Genomic DNA, 15,736 nt, shown 5'->3' on the forward strand with positions numbered 1-15,736 from the left:
AGAGCCGGGCCCTCAGCCTGCCCCGGCCCAGAAAAAACCGCACCACACGAACACAGAGTCCCCGTCAGCAAACCGACAGAGACTCACGAACGATCGAGGTTAACGCCCTGGTGTCTCCCAACCCCTACGATCTTGAACCAATTCGCCCCATCGTCGAGTTCGACCTGTCGAAGTACCGGCTCATGGACAGCATGGATGTAGTCGCTGACCTGGACAGCAGGCCCGTGCTGGTGAAGCTGACTCCCACCGAGTTCGAGCACCTGATTCGCCAACTGTTCGAGGCGATCGGCATGGAGGCCTGGAACACCCAGGCGTCCAAAGACGAGGGTGTTGACGCGGTGGCCGTCAGCAAGGACCCCGTCTTCAACGGTGAGTGCATCATTCAAGCGAAGCGCTACAGCAAGCTCGTGGGTGTCGAGTCCGTCCAGGCGCTCGCCGGAGTGGTGGAGCACAAGCGTGCGGCCAAGGGGGTCTTGATCACCACATCGTGGTTCGGCAGGGCCAGCCACGACTTTGCCCGCCAGCATGGCCGACTCCAGCTCATCGAAGGGCCGGAACTCAAGTACCTGATCAAGGAACACCTTGGCAAGGATGTGATCCCTGGCCCGGTCCCCCCGAAGAGGCGCCCCTCACGCTGAGACCGGCGGGCTGCCCACTCAGGCCGAGGAACCGGGCTGTCCCTGGGCCGTCCGAGGTCGCTCGACAGTGGCCAATGACGGCCGACGACGACCACAAGGCGCACGAACCAACCACCTCTGAGCAGCAAAAACCCAGCTCACCAAGATCCCCGGCAAGACCCCAGGGCAAGAAGACAAGTCATGGCTTGCCTATCGAGACTCAGTCGGCCTCGGAGAACCCATAGAGTGCGGGTATGGCTATCCCGCGCGAACCCAACGGCCGCCCTCTGACCTTCTACAGCTTGAGCCTCGACGCTGCCATCGACTACGCCCGCGAGGCACTCGCTGAGGGGCTGAATGTCGTGATCAAGGATTGGGATCTTCGCGACACGATCACGTATAGCAGCTTCCAGGAGTCGCCGACGCTGGTGAAGTACTGGGCTGTGGAGATATCCGAGAAGGACAGCGCGATGGGTTATCGGTCGACGTCAGCACATCACGTCATTCAGGCAGTTGACCAGACAACGGCCGAGAAGTACGGGGCGCTACATGCAGAGGACCTTGTGATGTTCTGCCGCGACTACTACAGCAAGCTCGGCACGCAATCCTCTGATATCAGTGGCTGACACCACCAAGCGCGGATGTCACCGACCAAGGCTGAACAATAGCGTCGCACGGACAGTGAGCGACAAGATGAGCTCCTGGATACTTGGGGGCTCGCTGACAACGGGCTGGCCGCAGGGGAGTCATAGGCTTTCCGGCGGCTGGTATGACGTTTAATACCGATCTGCCAGAAGACATCTGACATCCACGACTGAGTGCGTTGTGGCAAAGGGAGTCCCTGTTCGATGAGCAGGGGCTTCTTCGTGTGCGGAGCATGATCGCGACGGGGTAGAGGCAGGCAGCGGACGGCTTGTTGTGGATCGAGGAGGGTTCGATGCCGTCGGTGCTGGGGTTGATGGAACAGCGTGAGGCGCGGGCGAGGCAGGATCTGGAGTCCTGGACGGAGGTCCTGGAGCAGGCTCAGGCGGAGGTGGATGCCGCGCGGGAGCGGGTCGAGCGGGCTCGGGTGGGGCGTGAGGAACTTGTGTCGGTGCTGGCCGCGGAGAGCCCGGTGAATACGCCGGTTCCGGTGCCGTCCGGTGGTGAGATGGCTGCCGCCGTGGGATCGGGCGGCCCGGGCTCGGGGCATGGCGAGCGGCCGCCGGTGTGGCGGTCGGGCATGGGCGAGGAGGTGCTCAGCGGCCTGTATCGGGAGGTGTTCGCCGCGGTGGTGGCCGCTTCGGGGCCGGTGAGCGGGGTGGAGTTGACGCGGGCGGTGGGCCGGGAAGCGGAGATCAAGAACGAGGTGGAGAAGATCCGTCACCGTGCCTATGTGCTGGAGAAGCGGGGCTGGCTGGTGCGGGCGAAGGACGGACGGTTCATGCCTGAGCCCGGAGCAGTCGGCCGGGGCGTTTCTCCGGCCAGCGCGGAGCGTCTGCGGCCAGGCGCCGGGACAGTCTGATCACGGCGGCCCACCACACCATCTGGGCGTGGTGGTCGGGGCGGCGTTCGTGGTCGCGGTTGAGGCGGCGTGAGCGGGAGAGCCTGCTCAGCGTCCGCTCCACGACCCACCTGCGGGCCAGTACGACAAATCCGCGTTGTCCGTCGGAGCGCGCACGACCTCGGTCCGGAGTCCGTGACGGGCGAACGCCTTCGCCAGCGCCGGACCCTGGTAGGCACTGTCGACCCACACCAGTTGCAGCAGCCGGCCCGGCTGCTGCATGAACGTCTCCAGCAGTGCGGGGGCGGCCTTGGAGTCGTGCACATCGGCGGTCAGGCCCAAAGCCTGCCCGAGTTGCCGGCCAGCGTACGGCCCCCTGAACATGCCCGACCCCAACCCGAACAGGACACCGGCCAAAGCCGCTCCGGCCGACCGCGATGCGCAGGCGCGGAAACCGTCACCAAATGCCAAAGACGGGGCGGGAGTTAACGCACGCGAGCCCCAGCGCGGAGGGGTGCGCTGGGGCTCGTATGGGAGGCGCCAATCAGGCGGTCGGGTGGGCGGGGGCCGGAGGACGGATCCCCGTCAGTTCCTCCGCGCGGCGGCGCAGGAGCGGGGCCAGCTCGACGTACCAGCCACGGCCCACGGCTTGAAGCATCTCGGCGAGGGCGATCTGTTCGCCGATCCGGCCGGCGGGGGTGTCGAGGACGTGGGCGAACTCGGCACGGATGCGGTCGGTAACGGCGGGGACGCGGAGGCTGTTCACGTAGAGCATCGCGGGGTCGTAGCCGACGGGGACGGCGCCCCAGCGCTCCCAGTCCAGGATGACGAGGGGGTCGTGCGTGAGGTTGGCCCACTGAAGGTCAGCGTGCCCGGTTACGCGTTCGGTGATGGCCGGGGCAGGGATCCCCAGGAACTCGGGGAAGACCCGGTCGGCCCAGGACTGGCGGATGGTCTCGCGGGGTGGTTCGGCGGTGCTCAGGGCGTCCAGACTCTCCCGCAGGGTCGTCCACCAGGAGTCCGGCAGGCCCGGATCCTCAGTGAGGTCTGGCGTCTCCGGCGAGATGACGGGCTGGGCGATGTAGTCGATCAACTCCGCTTCGAAGACGTACTCGCCGCCGTCCCAGCGGTACAGGTCGTGGAGGTGCGGGCGGGACACCTTGTCGGACATCCGTTCCTCGGCGATGGCGATCCCCTCGTTCCGGGTGGCGGGGGTCTTGGCTGCCTCGCCGCAGTGGACGCGGAGCCAGTGGCCGCCTGCGGTGCGACTGCCGATGGTGCGGCCGAGCCACCCCCAGGCCGGCGCCCCCGTCGCCGTGGTGGACAGGCGGGCAGCGGCATGGTTCAGGGCGTCCTCCATGCGTGCCCTGGTGGTCTCATCCTTGGGCGAGTACATCGGTGACCTTCCTGAGGTGGCCCGGATCGAGCGGGGCGGCAATGGTGGCCTTTGCGGCGGCCCAATGGGGGGCGGTGCCAGCAGACAGCAGTACCACGTCCAGGCTCGGGCATGAGGCCGCAGCGAGGAGACAGGCGGTGCCCGGCGAGGCCCCCGGGCGGATGAACTCGGCGAGTTCAGGCGTGACGAGGCCGGGCAACTCGCCGCCGTGCAGAGGCGAGGAGCCGAAGGTGATCAGGCCCGCCGCGCGGGCCAGGACGAGGGGGCCCCTGCCATCGAGGGCGAGGGCGATCGGCCTTGCCATGACGAGGCTGACCGGCTGTTGGACGGCCCGCAGATGATGTTCACCCGAACCAGCGGCCTCGATGGCCAGGCCCAGGAGTTCGGACACGGAGAAGGCGTCGTGCTGAAACCCCGACCAGGTGGCCACGCCGTACCCGCCGATCCTGCCCGCGGCAGCGAACTCCTCCAGCACCGTGAACACCTCACGTAGCGCCGGATGCAGCTCCGTGGGACTGAGGCCGGCGTGCTCCGGGTTGTGGACGAACACGAGGTCGATCCGGTCGAGAGCGGCCAGGGACCTTTCCGTCTGCCAGCGGACGAAGCCAGGGTCGAGGCTGTGTCCGGCCCGGACCTGGGCGGCGGTGAGGAGCCCGGCTCGAAGAGCAGCCGCACCTTCGTCCGGGTTGAAGAAGCCTGTCTTCGTCGCCACCATGGCGCGCGGGTGGTCGGCGATGACGGGGCCGAGCGCCTGGTGGGCACTGCCGTAGTTGGGGGCGGTGTCGATCCACACGAGCCCGTCGGCGCACGCGGTGCGGGCCGCCTGTTCGACGGCGCGCATCCGGTACGTTCCCAGTCCCAGGGAAGCGGTCACGAGGAGTCCCCGATCACGGCGACGGCTTGACCGGCAACCAGCGCGGAGATGACCTCCGCCACCTGTACGAGGGTGAGATCGGACTCGGCGGCGAGGTCCGCCAGGGTGGCCGGCGGTCCACCAGCGAGGAGGCGAAGGATCGGGGCGACGGGGAGGGCGAAGGTCCACTCGTTCCCTGCCCCGGCGAAGGTCACGGCCTGGTCGTCCTGGTCGATCCGGGCACGGGGCACCGTGGCCTGGACAGTGATGCCGGGTTCGGCAGGGACGGCGGTCAGGTGTGGCAGTGACAGGCGCGGGCGCCCGGGGTGCGTCGCGGCCAGGGACGTTTGCCAGCGGTCGAGAACCGCAGGGTCCTCCAGGGCAGCCAGTACGTCCTTCCGTACGGCAGCCAGGTACTCCGCCCGTTCCTCCGGGGTGCCGAAACGCGGTACATCCGCTCGGACGGTCACGCTCGCCCGCAGGTCGTCGCACAGCCAGCCCAGAAACTCGGCGCCGGTCTGAGTGGCGAGTCCGAAGGTGAGGTGCAGTGATGCGGTGCCCTGGTCGGCGCTCACGGCGTGCCACCAACCGCGCGGCAGATAGAGCGCGTCGCCGGGCGTCAGGACCATGTCCGCGATCGGGTCGCCCGTCGGGGCCTCCGGAGCTTCCACGTCGCGCCAGGCGGGGGCCTGCCGGGTGGGGCCGTAGATCTTCCACCGCTTGGAGCCTTCGAGTTGGAGCACCACCACGTCGTGGTCGTCCCAGTGGGTGCCGAAGCCTTCCTCGGCGGTCCACGAGGCGTAGGCGTTGACTTGCACGGGGGTGCGGAAGAACCGTTCGAGGCCGGCCGCGGCTTCCCGGACGGGCGGGTGGATCTGGTCGATCGCGTCGATGACGAGGGACGCGCCCTCGGCGAGCCGGGCGTGGAACTCGGCAGGTTGGGGCTGGTGCCAGGAAACCCCGCGACGGTTCGTGCGGAGGATTGAGTACGCAGTGGCCGGGACAGCTTCCCCGGCACGGGAGAGCCGCATCCGGGGCGGTTCGAGTCGGTGAGCGGCCACGATCTCGTTGAGGTCGTCCCAGGCCAGCAGCGAGGGGTGGGCGTTGTCATTGGAGCGGATCACTTTGTGGGCCCGGAAGCACGTCTGGGCGAGGAACGTGTCCCCGCCCAGACGCTCGGCCCACGATGCGGGATCAATCACCGTGGGTCTCCTCGGTCGATCAGGTGTCGTTCATGTCCGACTTGCCGCCGGTGTTGTCCGAGGCTTCCCCGGCACGTGAGCGGGCCGCGGTGATGCGGCGGACACCGATCAGCAGACCGCTGTTCTGCTCGGTGGGAGCGTTCTCGTTCATCCCGTACTCCTTCCTGACCTTGTTGGATCCTGCCGGGACTCCGGCGGGTGCTTGCGGGTGGTGCATCCGCCCCGGGACGTACTCAGGAAGTTCGAGGCGGAGATCTGCGGGTCAGCGGCCGGGGTCCCCAGCGAGGGCCAGGGCCACCACCAGGACGCTGACGATGGCGAAGTAAACAAGTGCGGCGAGCTGTTGGCGCCAGCCCCACGGAGCGCGCTCGTTCAGCCGCGCTCCAGGCTGGATGGGTCCTCGACGACCCACTCCACGCCACCGCCTTCGGGCCGGGCGAAGACCGCGTTCTGGATGACCACCCGGGTCTTCGGGTCCTCGAACTCGCCGATGAACTGCACGATGCCGGTGCGGCCTTTGGGTGGATCGTGGATGCGGGTGCCTTCACTGACCCAGCCCGGAATGTTCTGGCGCTGACGAAGGCGGCTCTTGGGGGACACGGCACCTCTCCTCGGTCTCGGACGGGCCCTGCCGGGGGATGCAGCGGGCCGCAGGTGCGACGCGAGGAGGGCCCTTCGACCCGCTGCGAGGGCGGAGGCCGCCTCTCCGGGCGGCTGTGACCAGTCAACTGCCGTCAGCGTTTGGACGGATGGGCCAGAAGGCATGGCCATTCCGGGGACATGGCCAGGTTTTATGGCCAGGCTGGGATCCGGGCTCTGCGGACGGCCGAGGGATGGCGATGATGACCACGAACGAGGACGACGGCGTGGAACCGATCGGTCCGCTGTTGCGGCGCCTGCGGATGGCCAGCGGGCGCACACAGGAGGAACTGGCGGCTGATCTCTCCGCGCGGCGGGGGTACCCGCTGGAGCAAGGTGCGGTGTCGCGGTGGGAGACCCACGAGCGCCTCCCGGACCCGGCTTCGAGGGCGCTGCTGTCTGCGGAGTTCGGCGTGCCGGAGGAGGAATTGCGGCGAGCCGTCACTCTCGCCCGGCGTCTGCGACGTCAGGAGAAGAAGGACGAGACCGACCAGGAGAACGATGTGTTCGACCGCCGCGGATTCATGACGGTTGCGGCCGGCGCCGGGATTGCCGTCATACAGCCCGCTTCTCTGCTTTCGTCGGGGAGGAGGATCGGAGCCGACGTCCCGAAGCAGTTGAGCCACCGCACCGCCCGGCTCCGCCGCCTGGACGACTTCGTGGGTGGCGGAGACACCTACCAGATGTACGTCCGGGAGCTGGAGGACACGACTCGGCTGGCGGACGAAGGGGTCTACAGCGAAGCGACAGGCCGGGGACTGCGGGGAATCATCGCGGAACAGGCCCAGCTTGCAGGCTGGGCGGCGTACGACGCGGGAAACTACGAGGGCGCCCGCAGGTACTACATGACGGCCTTAGCCGCGTCGCGGGCCGCAGAGGACACCGCACTGGAAGGCAACTCGCTGGCGTTCCTGGCCTACCTGGATTGGACGGTGGGCGGTGGCTCCGGGATCAGGTTCGCCACGGCCGCGTACGAGGTACTCGGAGCGGGGACGGCGCCCGTGGTGCGGGCGCTGCTGGCGGACCGGCTGGCGTGGCAGCACGCGACCGCGTGGAACGACCGGGAGGCGGACTACGCCCTGGGCGTTGCCGAAGAGGCCATCCACGAACACAGCGATGAGCCGGGCCCGGATTGGGCGTACTGGGTGGACTCCGACGAGATCGCGATCATGACCGGGCGCTGCTGGGCGGAGCTGCACCGACCGCTACGGGCCATCCCAGCCTTGGAGGACGCTTTGGCCCGGTACGACGACACCCGGGCCCGGGACAAGGCGCTGTACCTGTCGTGGCTGGCAGCGGCGTACCTAGACGCGGGAGAGGTCGAGCACTCGACCGCGATCACGGCGCGGGTGTTCGACCTCTCCGAGGGACTGGCGTCGATCAGACCGGTGGCGCGGGCCCGTCTGATGGCCAAGCGGTTGGAGCCCCACCGGTACCTCGCCCCGGTCGGCGCGCTACTGGAGCGTGCGAAGGGTTAGCGGGTGGCTCGGGTGATCCAGTCCAGGTACTCGGCACGGCCGGCGTCGATCGTGAACGCGATGACCTCTGGCGAGTCGTAGGGGTGGTTGTCCACCAGGTGCTTCTCCAGCGCCTCGCGCCTGTCACCGGTCGTACGGAACGTCACCTGATACTCGGTGCCCTCGGAGACCTCGCCGAGGTGTCGGTACGTCGTTTCGATGGGCCCGGTCACCTGCCCGGAAGCGGCTAGGCTCTCCTCCACTGCCGAGTGCGACAGCTTCCGCGCAGCGTCCTGATTGTCCACGGTCGTGATTACGATCAAGAAGTCAGCCATGAGGGCAACGTACCCGCCCGATGCATCGCACCCCTATGGAGCCGGTGGACCAGGTGTGGACCGCCCGAGTCCCCGAGAGGCCCTGAGAGTGGGGAACGAGCAGGTCAGGCGCGCCGAACGCACCTCCCGCAGCACTCTCTTGGAAACCGTCGTGGCAGCGATGTCACCGTGGGTTCAAATCCCACACCCCCCGCGCGCAGTTCAACGTAGTGGCAGATCAGAGGGGTGCCTCCGAATTGGAGGCACCCCTTCCATCGTTGTGTGATCATCCCGTTCCGTGTCGTGCCCGGCGGTCAGCCGGCCGCGTACCTGATCCACCACTCGCCGATGCTGGTGGCCAGGGAGTCCTTGCGGTCAGCCTCGGGTCGGGCTGACCCGAGGCGACGCCTCAGTGAGTGCCTGGTGCGGGTGAGGGCCCGCCTGGACCGGCGGCTCCGTCCGGCGGTCGCGCCGCGTGGCGAGCAGCGCGGAGGCGAGAACGACCTGTACCGCCACGATGAATGCCTGCGTTACGGGCGATTCGACGGTCAGCACCGCCATGGTCGCGTTGAAGCCGAGATGAACCGCGATGGATGCCGCGACCCCGGCACGCTCGTAGGCGTAACCGGTCAGCAGTGCCACCGGTATGACGCTGAGCGAGAACATCAGGCCACTCCAACTGATCAGACCGAATTCGGCCTGGACCGTTCCTTCGATGAAGAACAGCGGCAGATGACATACCGCCCAGACAGCACCCAGCAGGAGGCCGGCCCGAAGACGGCTCATGGACGCACGCAGGCGCGGATACGCCGTGCCGCGCCAGCCCGGCTCCTCGGCCAGCGGACCGGCGACCAGCATGCTCACGAAGAACGGCACGACTCCGCCGACGGTCGAGATCAGTTCCCTGCCCTCGGTCAGGCTCACTCCGGGACCACCCAGGAGATCCGCGAGCAGCGCGCCCGCCACCACACTCGCCGATGCCGGCACCAGCAGAGGCGGCACCCAGAACAGCCGTGTGCCCTGGCGGAATTTCACCGTACGAGCGGGCACGGGTTCACGGCGGCGGGCGCGGCGCGCTCGGACCACGATCGCGCCGAACACCGGGCCGAAGCCACCGAGCAGATAGGGAATGGCGGTGGGGGAACTCGTCGGCGATCCGCCGAGTGCGATCGCGATCAGCCAGAAGGCCCACGTCGTCGTGAATGTGACAGCGAAAAAGAGAGCGAGGCCGCTTTTCCGGCCGTGGATGTCGCCGGCCTGGACCTGCCGCGGCGCCTCGCCGCTTCTGGTGGTTCCGGTCCCGCTCTTCCGGTGGAACATGGCCCGCCGCCCCTTCTCCTGAGGCGCTCTCTGCGCCTGTCGACGAAGCTACGGACGCTGACGGCTCGGAACACTGGGCGTACGGCCCGGCCGGAGGGTGGTGCTGGGTGCACCTGCGCCGACTGGTGAGGACGCGAGCGCCCAGCGGACGGCCGCGGTCACGCACCGGCCGCCGCTCGCTCTCGCGGCGAAACGCCGGGTGCGTCCGGTCCGTACGGTGACCGGCGCCCTCCGGTCGTGCGGGCGCCGGCCACCGTGGTCAGCGGCCGGCCGTGAGCCGGGCGGCCGAGGCGATGGTCGCGCGTGCCTCGTGCTCGTCCAGACCTGTGCGTACGGCGGCGTCGACGAGGGACTCCGCGAGCGCCTCGCCGAAGCCGTTTTCGTAGGCGCGGCACGCGGCCCAGAACAGCCGGGTGTTGCGCTGTCCCTCCTGTGCGGCGAGGACGAACCGCACCAGGCCGCGGCCCTGCGGCGGCGGTGCCTGGAGGCGGTGCGGACGGGCCGGAGGAGTGAGCAGGCGCAGCAGCTCAGGTGGGCAGGGCGCCGGTGCGAGGCCGGCGGTACCGGGCGCCGTCCGATAGGCGCCGCGGGCGGTGACCGAGCCGGGACCCACGAGATAGCCGCCGGCGCCGCGGACATCGATGCCCGGGGCGAGCCGGCTCGCCGAGTTGGGCACCACGACGTCCGGCGGACCCGTCAGCCAGAGGTGCCGGCCGCCGCTCGGGGTCAGGACGATCACGGTCTCCGGCACCGTGAACAGATGCTGGAGGGCCAGTCGCTGGAAGGCGGCCACGGAGTCGGGGACGGACCGGGAAGCGGACCCTGGCCCCGCTCCGGTGGCGCCGTCCTCGTGGGTGATGTCGAGATCGATGCCGATGAGCCGGTGCGGCGGCCGGCCGCAGGCGATGCCGTAGCCGGTTGCCCAGGGCGCGGCGGCGAACAGGGCGCGTACGCCGGCGGGATCGGTGGTGGCGTCGTGCACGCCGTGTCCGGGCAGTCCGCACTCGCCGTGGCAGTGGGCCTGCTCCGGCTCGCCCCGGTGTGGTGAGCGCAGCGCGGGGAGCTTGGTGGAGGACAAGGGGATGACGGGCAGTCCGCGCTCGGCGGCGGACAGCGCGTGGACGAGGGCCATGTTGGCGGGACGCCGGGCGGTGGTGGCCATGGCTCTATTTTCGTACAGGCGTTCGAAGAAGGGAAGAGGGGCCGAGGTGAGACGGACGGGATCCGGAATGTGCCGAAACGCTTCACCTCTTGCGGGGACTGGGCTTACCGGTGCATAGGTACGGAGCTGTGGCTTTGATGCGCCAAAGGGGGTTTATCGACTTGTCCTCACGCTTGCGAGGGAATCGGGGCCTCCGGGGTGGTTCGCCAGGTATTCGGTGGGCAACTCTGAGGTCGCGACGTCGTCACCATGACCGAGGCGGTCGGCCAACTGCCTTGGAAATAGCTGCACTTCTGGTTCCTGGAGGAAATGAAATGGCAAGCTTCCGTACCGCCCGTGCCTTTGCCGCTGTTGCCTCGCTGCCCCTCGCCGTCGCGTTGTTCGCCGGAGTTGCCCAGGCCGACAACGGCGCCTTCGCGGACGACGGATCGAATGCGACCGTGGCCACCCTGAGCGGCAGGGGGGTGGGCGGTCATAACTTCGGCAATTCGACGACCACGCAGCAGGTGGCCACCGGAGCTGGAGCATCCAACCAGAACAATACGGCGAATGTGGTCGGATCCGGCTTTACGCGAATCGACCAGTCCAATAAGAACATCGCGGTGAATTTCGTCAACCTCTGGTGACTGACAGTCCGGCGGGGGGCGTGACTGAGGGGTGAACGACGTTCTGCGCGACGGTGCTTCGGCGCCGTCGCGCAGAACGTTCTGGATTGTGCGGCGCGGGTTTGTTCTTATGTGTGGAGGTGCGGTCGTTTTTGTATCCGAGGCAGGCTGTTCGGCCGTCTGGCGCCGGCCGTTTCCGTACGGGTATGCGGATGGTTCGAGGATCTGTCGGGCCTCGCGGGGCGTCCACCCGTCCGCTTCCGTCCCGGCCCGGACCCTGACGGTCTCGCGGCCTTTCTCCACCTTCAGGAGGTGGGGCCGGCACCACCCCTACACCCTGAGGCGGACATCGCTTCGGGACCTGGGGCCGATCCCTCAAGGTGGGCCCGCTCCTAGCGTGGATCCCATGACCACGCCTGTCCGCACGAGCGCCTCCACAGTCGTCAAGGCGGCCTCGTACCCGCCGTATCCGCCTTACGCGTCGTTCTCCTCGTACGTACGGGCGCGGGGTCCCGTACTGCTGCGTACCGCCCGCTCACTCACCGCCAATCCGTGCGACGCGGAGGACCTGCTTCAGACGGCCCTCGCCAAGACGTATATGGCCTGGGACCGGATCGAGGACCACCGCGCCGTGGACGGTTACGTGCGCCGCGCCCTGGTGAACACCCGCACCTCGCAGTGGCGCAAACGCAAGGTCGACGAGTTCGCCTGTGAGGAACTGCCGGAGCCGGCCGGCGCGCCGGAGCCCGACCCGGCCGAGCGGCAGGTGCTGCACGACGCGATGTGGCGCGCGGTGATGAGACTTCCCGACCGTCAGCGGGCCATGGTCGTCCTGCGCTACTACGAGGATCTCAGCGAGGCCCAGACCGCCGAGGTCCTCGGTGTCTCGGTCGGTACGGTCAAGAGCGCGGTGTCGCGCGCGCTCGGAAAGCTCCGCGAGGATCCCGAGCTGTCACCCGTACGGTGACTTCCGGCGGCTTCCCGGCGGTCGTCAGCCCGATGGTCCGTGCGTGGTACCTCTACTCCCGGGTAGTGACATACCGCGCGGTACGTGCGCAGAATCTCGGCAACTGCCCTGTAGCGCCAACGCCCACCGGGAGGACGCCGTGCTGAGCACCATGCAGGACGTACCGCTGACTGTGACCCGCATCCTGCGCCACGGGATGACCATCCACGCGAACTCGCTGGTCACGACCTGGACCGGCGAGAACGAGCCACAGCGCCGCAGTTTCGGTGAGGTCGGCGGACGCGCGACGCGACTCGCCAACGCCCTGCGTGACGAACTCGGAGTCGGCGACGACGAGCGCGTAGCCACTCTCATGATGAACAACGCCGAGCATGTCGAGGCGTATCTCGCGATCCCTTCGATGGGCGCGATCCTCCACACCCTCAACCTCCGCCTTCCCGCGAGGCAGTTGATCTGGATCGTCAATCACGCCGCCGACCGTGTGATCATCGCCAATGGCTCGCTGCTGCCGCTGCTCGCTCCGCTCCTCCCGCATCTGCCGACCGTCGAACATGTCGTCGTCTCCGGCCCCGGCGACCGCGCTGTCCTCGACGGAGCCGACGCGCGGGTCCATGAGTACGAGGAGCTGATCGCGGACCGTCCCACCGCCTTCGACTGGCCCGAGCTGGACGAGCGGTCCGCCGCGGCCATGTGTTACACCTCCGGCACCACCGGCGATCCCAAGGGCGTCCTCTTCTCCCACCGCTCCATCTATCTGCACTCCATGCAGGTCAACATGGCCGAGTCCATGGGGCTGACCGATCAGGACACGACGCTTGTGGTGGTGCCTCAATTTCATGTGAACGCCTGGGGCCTGCCGCACTCCACGTTTATGACCGGTGTGAACATGCTGATGCCCGACCGCTTTCTGCAGCCCGCTCCGCTCGCCGAGATGATCGAGCGCGAGAAGCCCACGCATGCGGCCGCCGTCCCCGCCATCTGGCAGGGCCTGCTGGCCGAGGTCACCGCCCGCCCGCGCGATCTGACCTCCATGACCAGGGTCACCATCGGCGGCTCCGCCTGTCCGCCGTCGCTGATGGAGGCGTACGACAAACTCGGCGTACGGCTCTGCCACGCCTGGGGCATGACGGAGACCTCGCCGCTCGGCACGATGTCCAATCCGCCCGCCGGGCTCACCGACGAGCAGGAGTGGCCGTACCGCATCACCCAGGGCCGGTTTCCGGCCGGTGTCGAGGCCCGGCTGGCCGGACCCGGTGGCGAATTCCTGCCATGGGACGGCGAGTCGGCAGGTGAGCTGGAGGTGCGTGGCCCGTGGATCGCGGGCGCGTACTACGGCGGGGCGGGCGCCGAGGAGATCAAGCCCGCGGACAAGTTCAGCGAGGACGGCTGGCTCAGGACCGGCGATGTCGGTGTCATCAGCGCCGATGGCTATCTCACCCTCACCGACCGCGCCAAGGATGTCATCAAGTCCGGTGGCGAATGGATCTCCAGCGTCGAACTGGAGAACGCGCTGATGGCCCATCCGGAGGTGCTGGAGGCGGCCGTCGTGGCCGTACCGGACGAGAAGTGGGGCGAGCGGCCTCTCGCGACGGTCGTCCTCAAGGAGGGCGCGAGCGCCGACTACGCGGCGCTCAGGGACTTCCTGGCCGGGAAGATCGCGAAGTGGCAGCTTCCGGAGCGATGGGCGGTGGTGGCCGCGGTGCCGAAGACGAGTGTCGGGAAGTTCGACAAGAAGGTGATCCGCAAGCAGTACGCGGACGGAGAGCTGGACGTCACCCGGCTGTAGCGCGTGCCGGAGCGAGCTGAGCGTGCTTTGTACGGCGTCAGCTCCGCGTGCGGTGAGTCGTACCTGGCCGGGGCGGAGGTCTTCGGGACGCTGCCCCGGCCGCGTACGCCGACCGGTCGGACGCGGCCTTTCGGCCACATGGTCTACGGACGCGCTCTCTAGTTTGTGCCGATCTTCGCCAGCAGCTCGACAATCCGGGTTTGCACCTCGTCACTGGTGGAGCGCTCCGCGAGAAACAGCACGCTCTCCCCGGAGGCGAGCCGCGGCAGCTCCGCGCGGTCGATTCCGACGGCGGTGTAGACGACCAGCGGCGTCCTGTTCAACTGGCCGTTGGCCCGCAGCCAGTCGATGATTCCCGCGCGTTGGCGGCGTACCCGCATCAGGTCCATGACCACCAGATTCGGCCGCATCTGGCTGGCGAGGATGACCGCCTCGTTGTCGTTGGCCGCCCGTGCGACCTGCATGCCGCGCCGCTCCAGCGTCGCCGTCAGGGCCAGCGCGATCTCCTCGTGCTCCTCGATCAGCAGGACGCGCGACGGATGCTGTTCGCTGTCGCGCGGTGCCAGGGCCTTGAGGAGTACGGCCGGGTCCGCGCCGTACGCGGCCTCCCGGGTCGCCTGGCCCAGACCCGCCGTCACCATGACGGGGACCTCGGCCGCGACGGCGGCCTGGCGCAGGGACTGAAGCGCTGTACGGGTGATCGGACCGGTCAGCGGGTCGACGAACAGCGCCGCCGGGAACGCGGCGATCTGGGCGTCGACCTCCTCGCGGGAGTGCACGATCACCGGACGGTAACCGCGATCGCTCAGTGCCTGCTGGGTCGAGACATCGGGCGCGGGCCAGACCAGCAGCCGACGCGGGTTGTCGAGCGGCTCCGGAGGGAGCTCGTCGTCGACGGGCCGTGGCTGCGGGCGGTTCGCGACCTCGACCGCGCCACCGGGACCGTCCAGCGGCTCGGGGCCTTCGGCGCCTTCGTCCGGCGCGCCGATCGCGTAGGACCGTCCCTCCTGGTGGGCGGCGGGCAGCCGCGAGCCGCCTTGCGAGGGAGCGCCGGCCTGGGGCTGGCTCTGGGCGGTGCCGGGTGCCTGGACCGGTACGTGGCCGTGCGGCGCCGCCTGGCCCTGCGGCTGTGGCCGGCCCGGAATCCCCGGCTGCGGCATGGCGTTCGAATCGGCGCGCTCGTCGCCGTCCGGAGGCGTACCCAGCCTGCGGCGGCGGCCGGAGCCGAGGGACTGGGGCGGGTGCTGGACGGTGTTCGGCTGCTGCGAGAGGTGCTGCGCCAGCGGCACGCCCTGGCCGAGCGTGCGCACGCTGATGGCACGTCCCTGGGTGGAGTCCGGCAAGGCAGGCGCCTCTTCCGGCAAAGGCTGGGCGGGCGGCAGCGGCTGACGGGCGGTCGGCTGAGGATGCGGGACGGCGGGCTCCGCCGGAGCGGCCGGTGCGATCGGCACGCTTCCGGTGTCGCCGCTCGGGCCGGGCTCATCGGGCCAGCCCGGCGGTCCCGGCATCATGCCGAAGCCCGAAGTCGTGGGCGTCCCCTGCCCATTGGACGCCGGACCGGGGCTCTGGCCGGGGACGGGCAGGCCAGGAGCGGTCTGTCCGGCGCTCGCCCAGCCGTTCGGGTCGACGGAGACGGCGCCGGTGTCGGCGGGCCTTACGCCCGCGCCGGCCGTGGTCGGCCCGGCGGGCCCATGACCCGGCTGCGGCGCGGCATCGCCGCGCGCCCGGCGCCGTCCCGACGGCAGCGGATGTGCCTGCGGCGGGGTGTGGTCGGCGTCCGGTGGCGTACGTACGGCGTCGTGCCGGCCGTCCGGCGAGGCACTCGGTGCGGCCGGCCGGGCGGGACGCGTGGGCATGGCCATGGGCGCGGGCGGTGCGGTGGGCGGCGCCGTGACCGGGGTGCGGTCGGCGGCGCCCACCGCACCGCCCGCGCCC

16 protein-coding genes and 1 pseudogene are annotated in these 15,736 nt (G+C 69.2%); 7 read left to right on the plus strand and 10 right to left on the minus strand.

Annotated elements, in window-relative coordinates; translation table 11 throughout:
- From PV679_RS34770 to PV679_RS34780, 3 genes are all read left to right on the plus strand, one after another.
- On the plus strand, nt 1-638 hold a 638-nt coding region (locus PV679_RS34770), incomplete at its 5' end, for a restriction endonuclease (protein WP_319685183.1).
- Between the two features lie 233 nt (nt 639-871).
- The gene (locus tag PV679_RS34775; protein ID WP_319685185.1) at nt 872-1,243 is read left to right on the plus strand and encodes a hypothetical protein; all 372 of its coding nucleotides are present in this window, start codon (nt 872-874) and stop codon (nt 1,241-1,243) included.
- A gap of 311 nt (nt 1,244-1,554) precedes the next feature.
- Nucleotides 1,555-2,121 carry a hypothetical protein gene (locus PV679_RS34780; RefSeq protein WP_319685186.1) on the plus strand — a complete coding sequence of 189 codons (567 nt, stop codon included), beginning with the start codon at nt 1,555-1,557 and terminating at the stop codon, nt 2,119-2,121.
- Between the two features lie 87 nt (nt 2,122-2,208).
- Here PV679_RS34780 and PV679_RS36305 read toward each other — a convergent pair whose 3' ends face one another.
- From PV679_RS36305 to PV679_RS34810, 6 genes are all read right to left on the minus strand, one after another.
- Nucleotides 2,209-2,484 (minus strand): transposase, encoded by a 276-nt coding sequence (locus PV679_RS36305; protein WP_416069866.1) that lies wholly within the window; start codon nt 2,482-2,484, stop codon nt 2,209-2,211.
- 160 nt (nt 2,485-2,644) lie between these two features.
- Complete coding sequence (locus PV679_RS34790) at nt 2,645-3,496, minus strand: hypothetical protein (RefSeq protein WP_319685187.1); 852 nt, start codon at nt 3,494-3,496, stop codon at nt 2,645-2,647.
- Nucleotides 3,477-4,337 (minus strand): aldo/keto reductase, encoded by an 861-nt coding sequence (locus PV679_RS34795; RefSeq protein ID WP_319685189.1) that lies wholly within the window; start codon nt 4,335-4,337, stop codon nt 3,477-3,479. The genes PV679_RS34790 and PV679_RS34795 overlap by 20 nt, the downstream gene beginning before the upstream one ends.
- Before the next feature lie 29 nt (nt 4,338-4,366).
- Entirely contained in the window at nt 4,367-5,551 is a 1,185-nt protein-coding gene (locus PV679_RS34800) for a cupin domain-containing protein (protein ID WP_319685191.1), read from the minus strand.
- Between the two features lie 19 nt (nt 5,552-5,570).
- Nucleotides 5,571-5,702: a hypothetical protein gene (locus tag PV679_RS34805; RefSeq protein ID WP_319685193.1), complete on the minus strand. Its 132-nt coding sequence runs from the start codon at nt 5,700-5,702 to the stop codon at nt 5,571-5,573.
- A 221-nt stretch (nt 5,703-5,923) separates the two neighbouring features.
- Nucleotides 5,924-6,151, minus strand: a complete 228-nt coding sequence (locus PV679_RS34810; protein ID WP_319685195.1) for a hypothetical protein — start codon at nt 6,149-6,151, stop codon at nt 5,924-5,926.
- A gap of 242 nt (nt 6,152-6,393) precedes the next feature.
- On the opposite strand from PV679_RS34810, the gene PV679_RS34815 reads away from it, so the two are divergent.
- Nucleotides 6,394-7,668: a helix-turn-helix transcriptional regulator gene (locus tag PV679_RS34815; RefSeq protein ID WP_319685196.1), complete on the plus strand. Its 1,275-nt coding sequence runs from the start codon at nt 6,394-6,396 to the stop codon at nt 7,666-7,668.
- Here the strand turns inward: PV679_RS34815 and cutA are convergent.
- From cutA to PV679_RS34830, 3 genes are all read right to left on the minus strand, one after another.
- Complete coding sequence (gene cutA, locus PV679_RS34820) at nt 7,665-7,982, minus strand: divalent-cation tolerance protein CutA (protein ID WP_319685205.1); 318 nt, start codon at nt 7,980-7,982, stop codon at nt 7,665-7,667. The two genes, PV679_RS34815 and cutA, sit on opposite strands and share 4 nt — an antisense overlap.
- Before the next feature lie 354 nt (nt 7,983-8,336).
- Entirely contained in the window at nt 8,337-9,281 is a 945-nt protein-coding gene (locus tag PV679_RS34825; RefSeq protein WP_319685207.1) for a type II CAAX endopeptidase family protein, read from the minus strand.
- A 259-nt stretch (nt 9,282-9,540) separates the two neighbouring features.
- Nucleotides 9,541-10,443 carry a bifunctional DNA primase/polymerase gene (locus PV679_RS34830; RefSeq protein ID WP_319685209.1) on the minus strand — a complete coding sequence of 301 codons (903 nt, stop codon included), beginning with the start codon at nt 10,441-10,443 and terminating at the stop codon, nt 9,541-9,543.
- A gap of 314 nt (nt 10,444-10,757) precedes the next feature.
- On the opposite strand from PV679_RS34830, the gene PV679_RS34835 reads away from it, so the two are divergent.
- The 3 genes from PV679_RS34835 (at nt 10,758) to PV679_RS34845 (ending at nt 13,801) form a co-directional block, all read left to right on the plus strand.
- The gene (locus tag PV679_RS34835) at nt 10,758-11,069 is read left to right on the plus strand and encodes a hypothetical protein (protein WP_319685211.1); all 312 of its coding nucleotides are present in this window, start codon (nt 10,758-10,760) and stop codon (nt 11,067-11,069) included.
- Nucleotides 11,070-11,454: 385 nt separating this feature from the next.
- A complete protein-coding gene (locus PV679_RS34840; RefSeq protein WP_319685213.1) occupies nt 11,455-12,015 on the plus strand; it encodes a SigE family RNA polymerase sigma factor in 561 nt (186 codons plus the stop codon).
- Nucleotides 12,016-12,154: 139 nt separating this feature from the next.
- Entirely contained in the window at nt 12,155-13,801 is a 1,647-nt protein-coding gene (locus PV679_RS34845) for a long-chain fatty acid--CoA ligase (RefSeq protein WP_319685214.1), read from the plus strand.
- Between the two features lie 158 nt (nt 13,802-13,959).
- On the opposite strand, the pseudogene PV679_RS34850 reads toward PV679_RS34845, so the two are convergent.
- Nucleotides 13,960-15,736, minus strand: a pseudogene (locus tag PV679_RS34850) (PAS domain S-box protein); the annotation flags it as partial.

The organism is Streptomyces sp. AK02-01A (genome assembly GCF_033795305.1).
GTDB lineage: Bacteria > Actinomycetota > Actinomycetes > Streptomycetales > Streptomycetaceae > Streptomyces.

Coding starts and splice junctions, on each gene's coding strand:
- PV679_RS34775 (WP_319685185.1), top strand. CDS start 872: ATGGCTATCCCGCGCGAACCCAACGGCCGCCCTCTGACCTTCTACAGC.
- PV679_RS34805 (WP_319685193.1), bottom strand. CDS start 5,702: ATGAACGAGAACGCTCCCACCGAGCAGAACAGCGGTCTGCTGATCGGT.
- PV679_RS36305 (WP_416069866.1), bottom strand. CDS start 2,484: ATGTTCAGGGGGCCGTACGCTGGCCGGCAACTCGGGCAGGCTTTGGGC.
- PV679_RS34840 (WP_319685213.1), top strand. CDS start 11,455: ATGACCACGCCTGTCCGCACGAGCGCCTCCACAGTCGTCAAGGCGGCC.
- PV679_RS34795 (WP_319685189.1), bottom strand. CDS start 4,337: ATGCGCGCCGTCGAACAGGCGGCCCGCACCGCGTGCGCCGACGGGCTC.
- PV679_RS34780 (WP_319685186.1), top strand. CDS start 1,555: ATGCCGTCGGTGCTGGGGTTGATGGAACAGCGTGAGGCGCGGGCGAGG.
- cutA (WP_319685205.1), bottom strand. CDS start 7,982: ATGGCTGACTTCTTGATCGTAATCACGACCGTGGACAATCAGGACGCT.
- PV679_RS34830 (WP_319685209.1), bottom strand. CDS start 10,443: ATGGCCACCACCGCCCGGCGTCCCGCCAACATGGCCCTCGTCCACGCG.
- PV679_RS34815 (WP_319685196.1), top strand. CDS start 6,394: ATGACCACGAACGAGGACGACGGCGTGGAACCGATCGGTCCGCTGTTG.
- PV679_RS34825 (WP_319685207.1), bottom strand. CDS start 9,281: ATGTTCCACCGGAAGAGCGGGACCGGAACCACCAGAAGCGGCGAGGCG.
- PV679_RS34835 (WP_319685211.1), top strand. CDS start 10,758: ATGGCAAGCTTCCGTACCGCCCGTGCCTTTGCCGCTGTTGCCTCGCTG.
- PV679_RS34790 (WP_319685187.1), bottom strand. CDS start 3,496: ATGTACTCGCCCAAGGATGAGACCACCAGGGCACGCATGGAGGACGCC.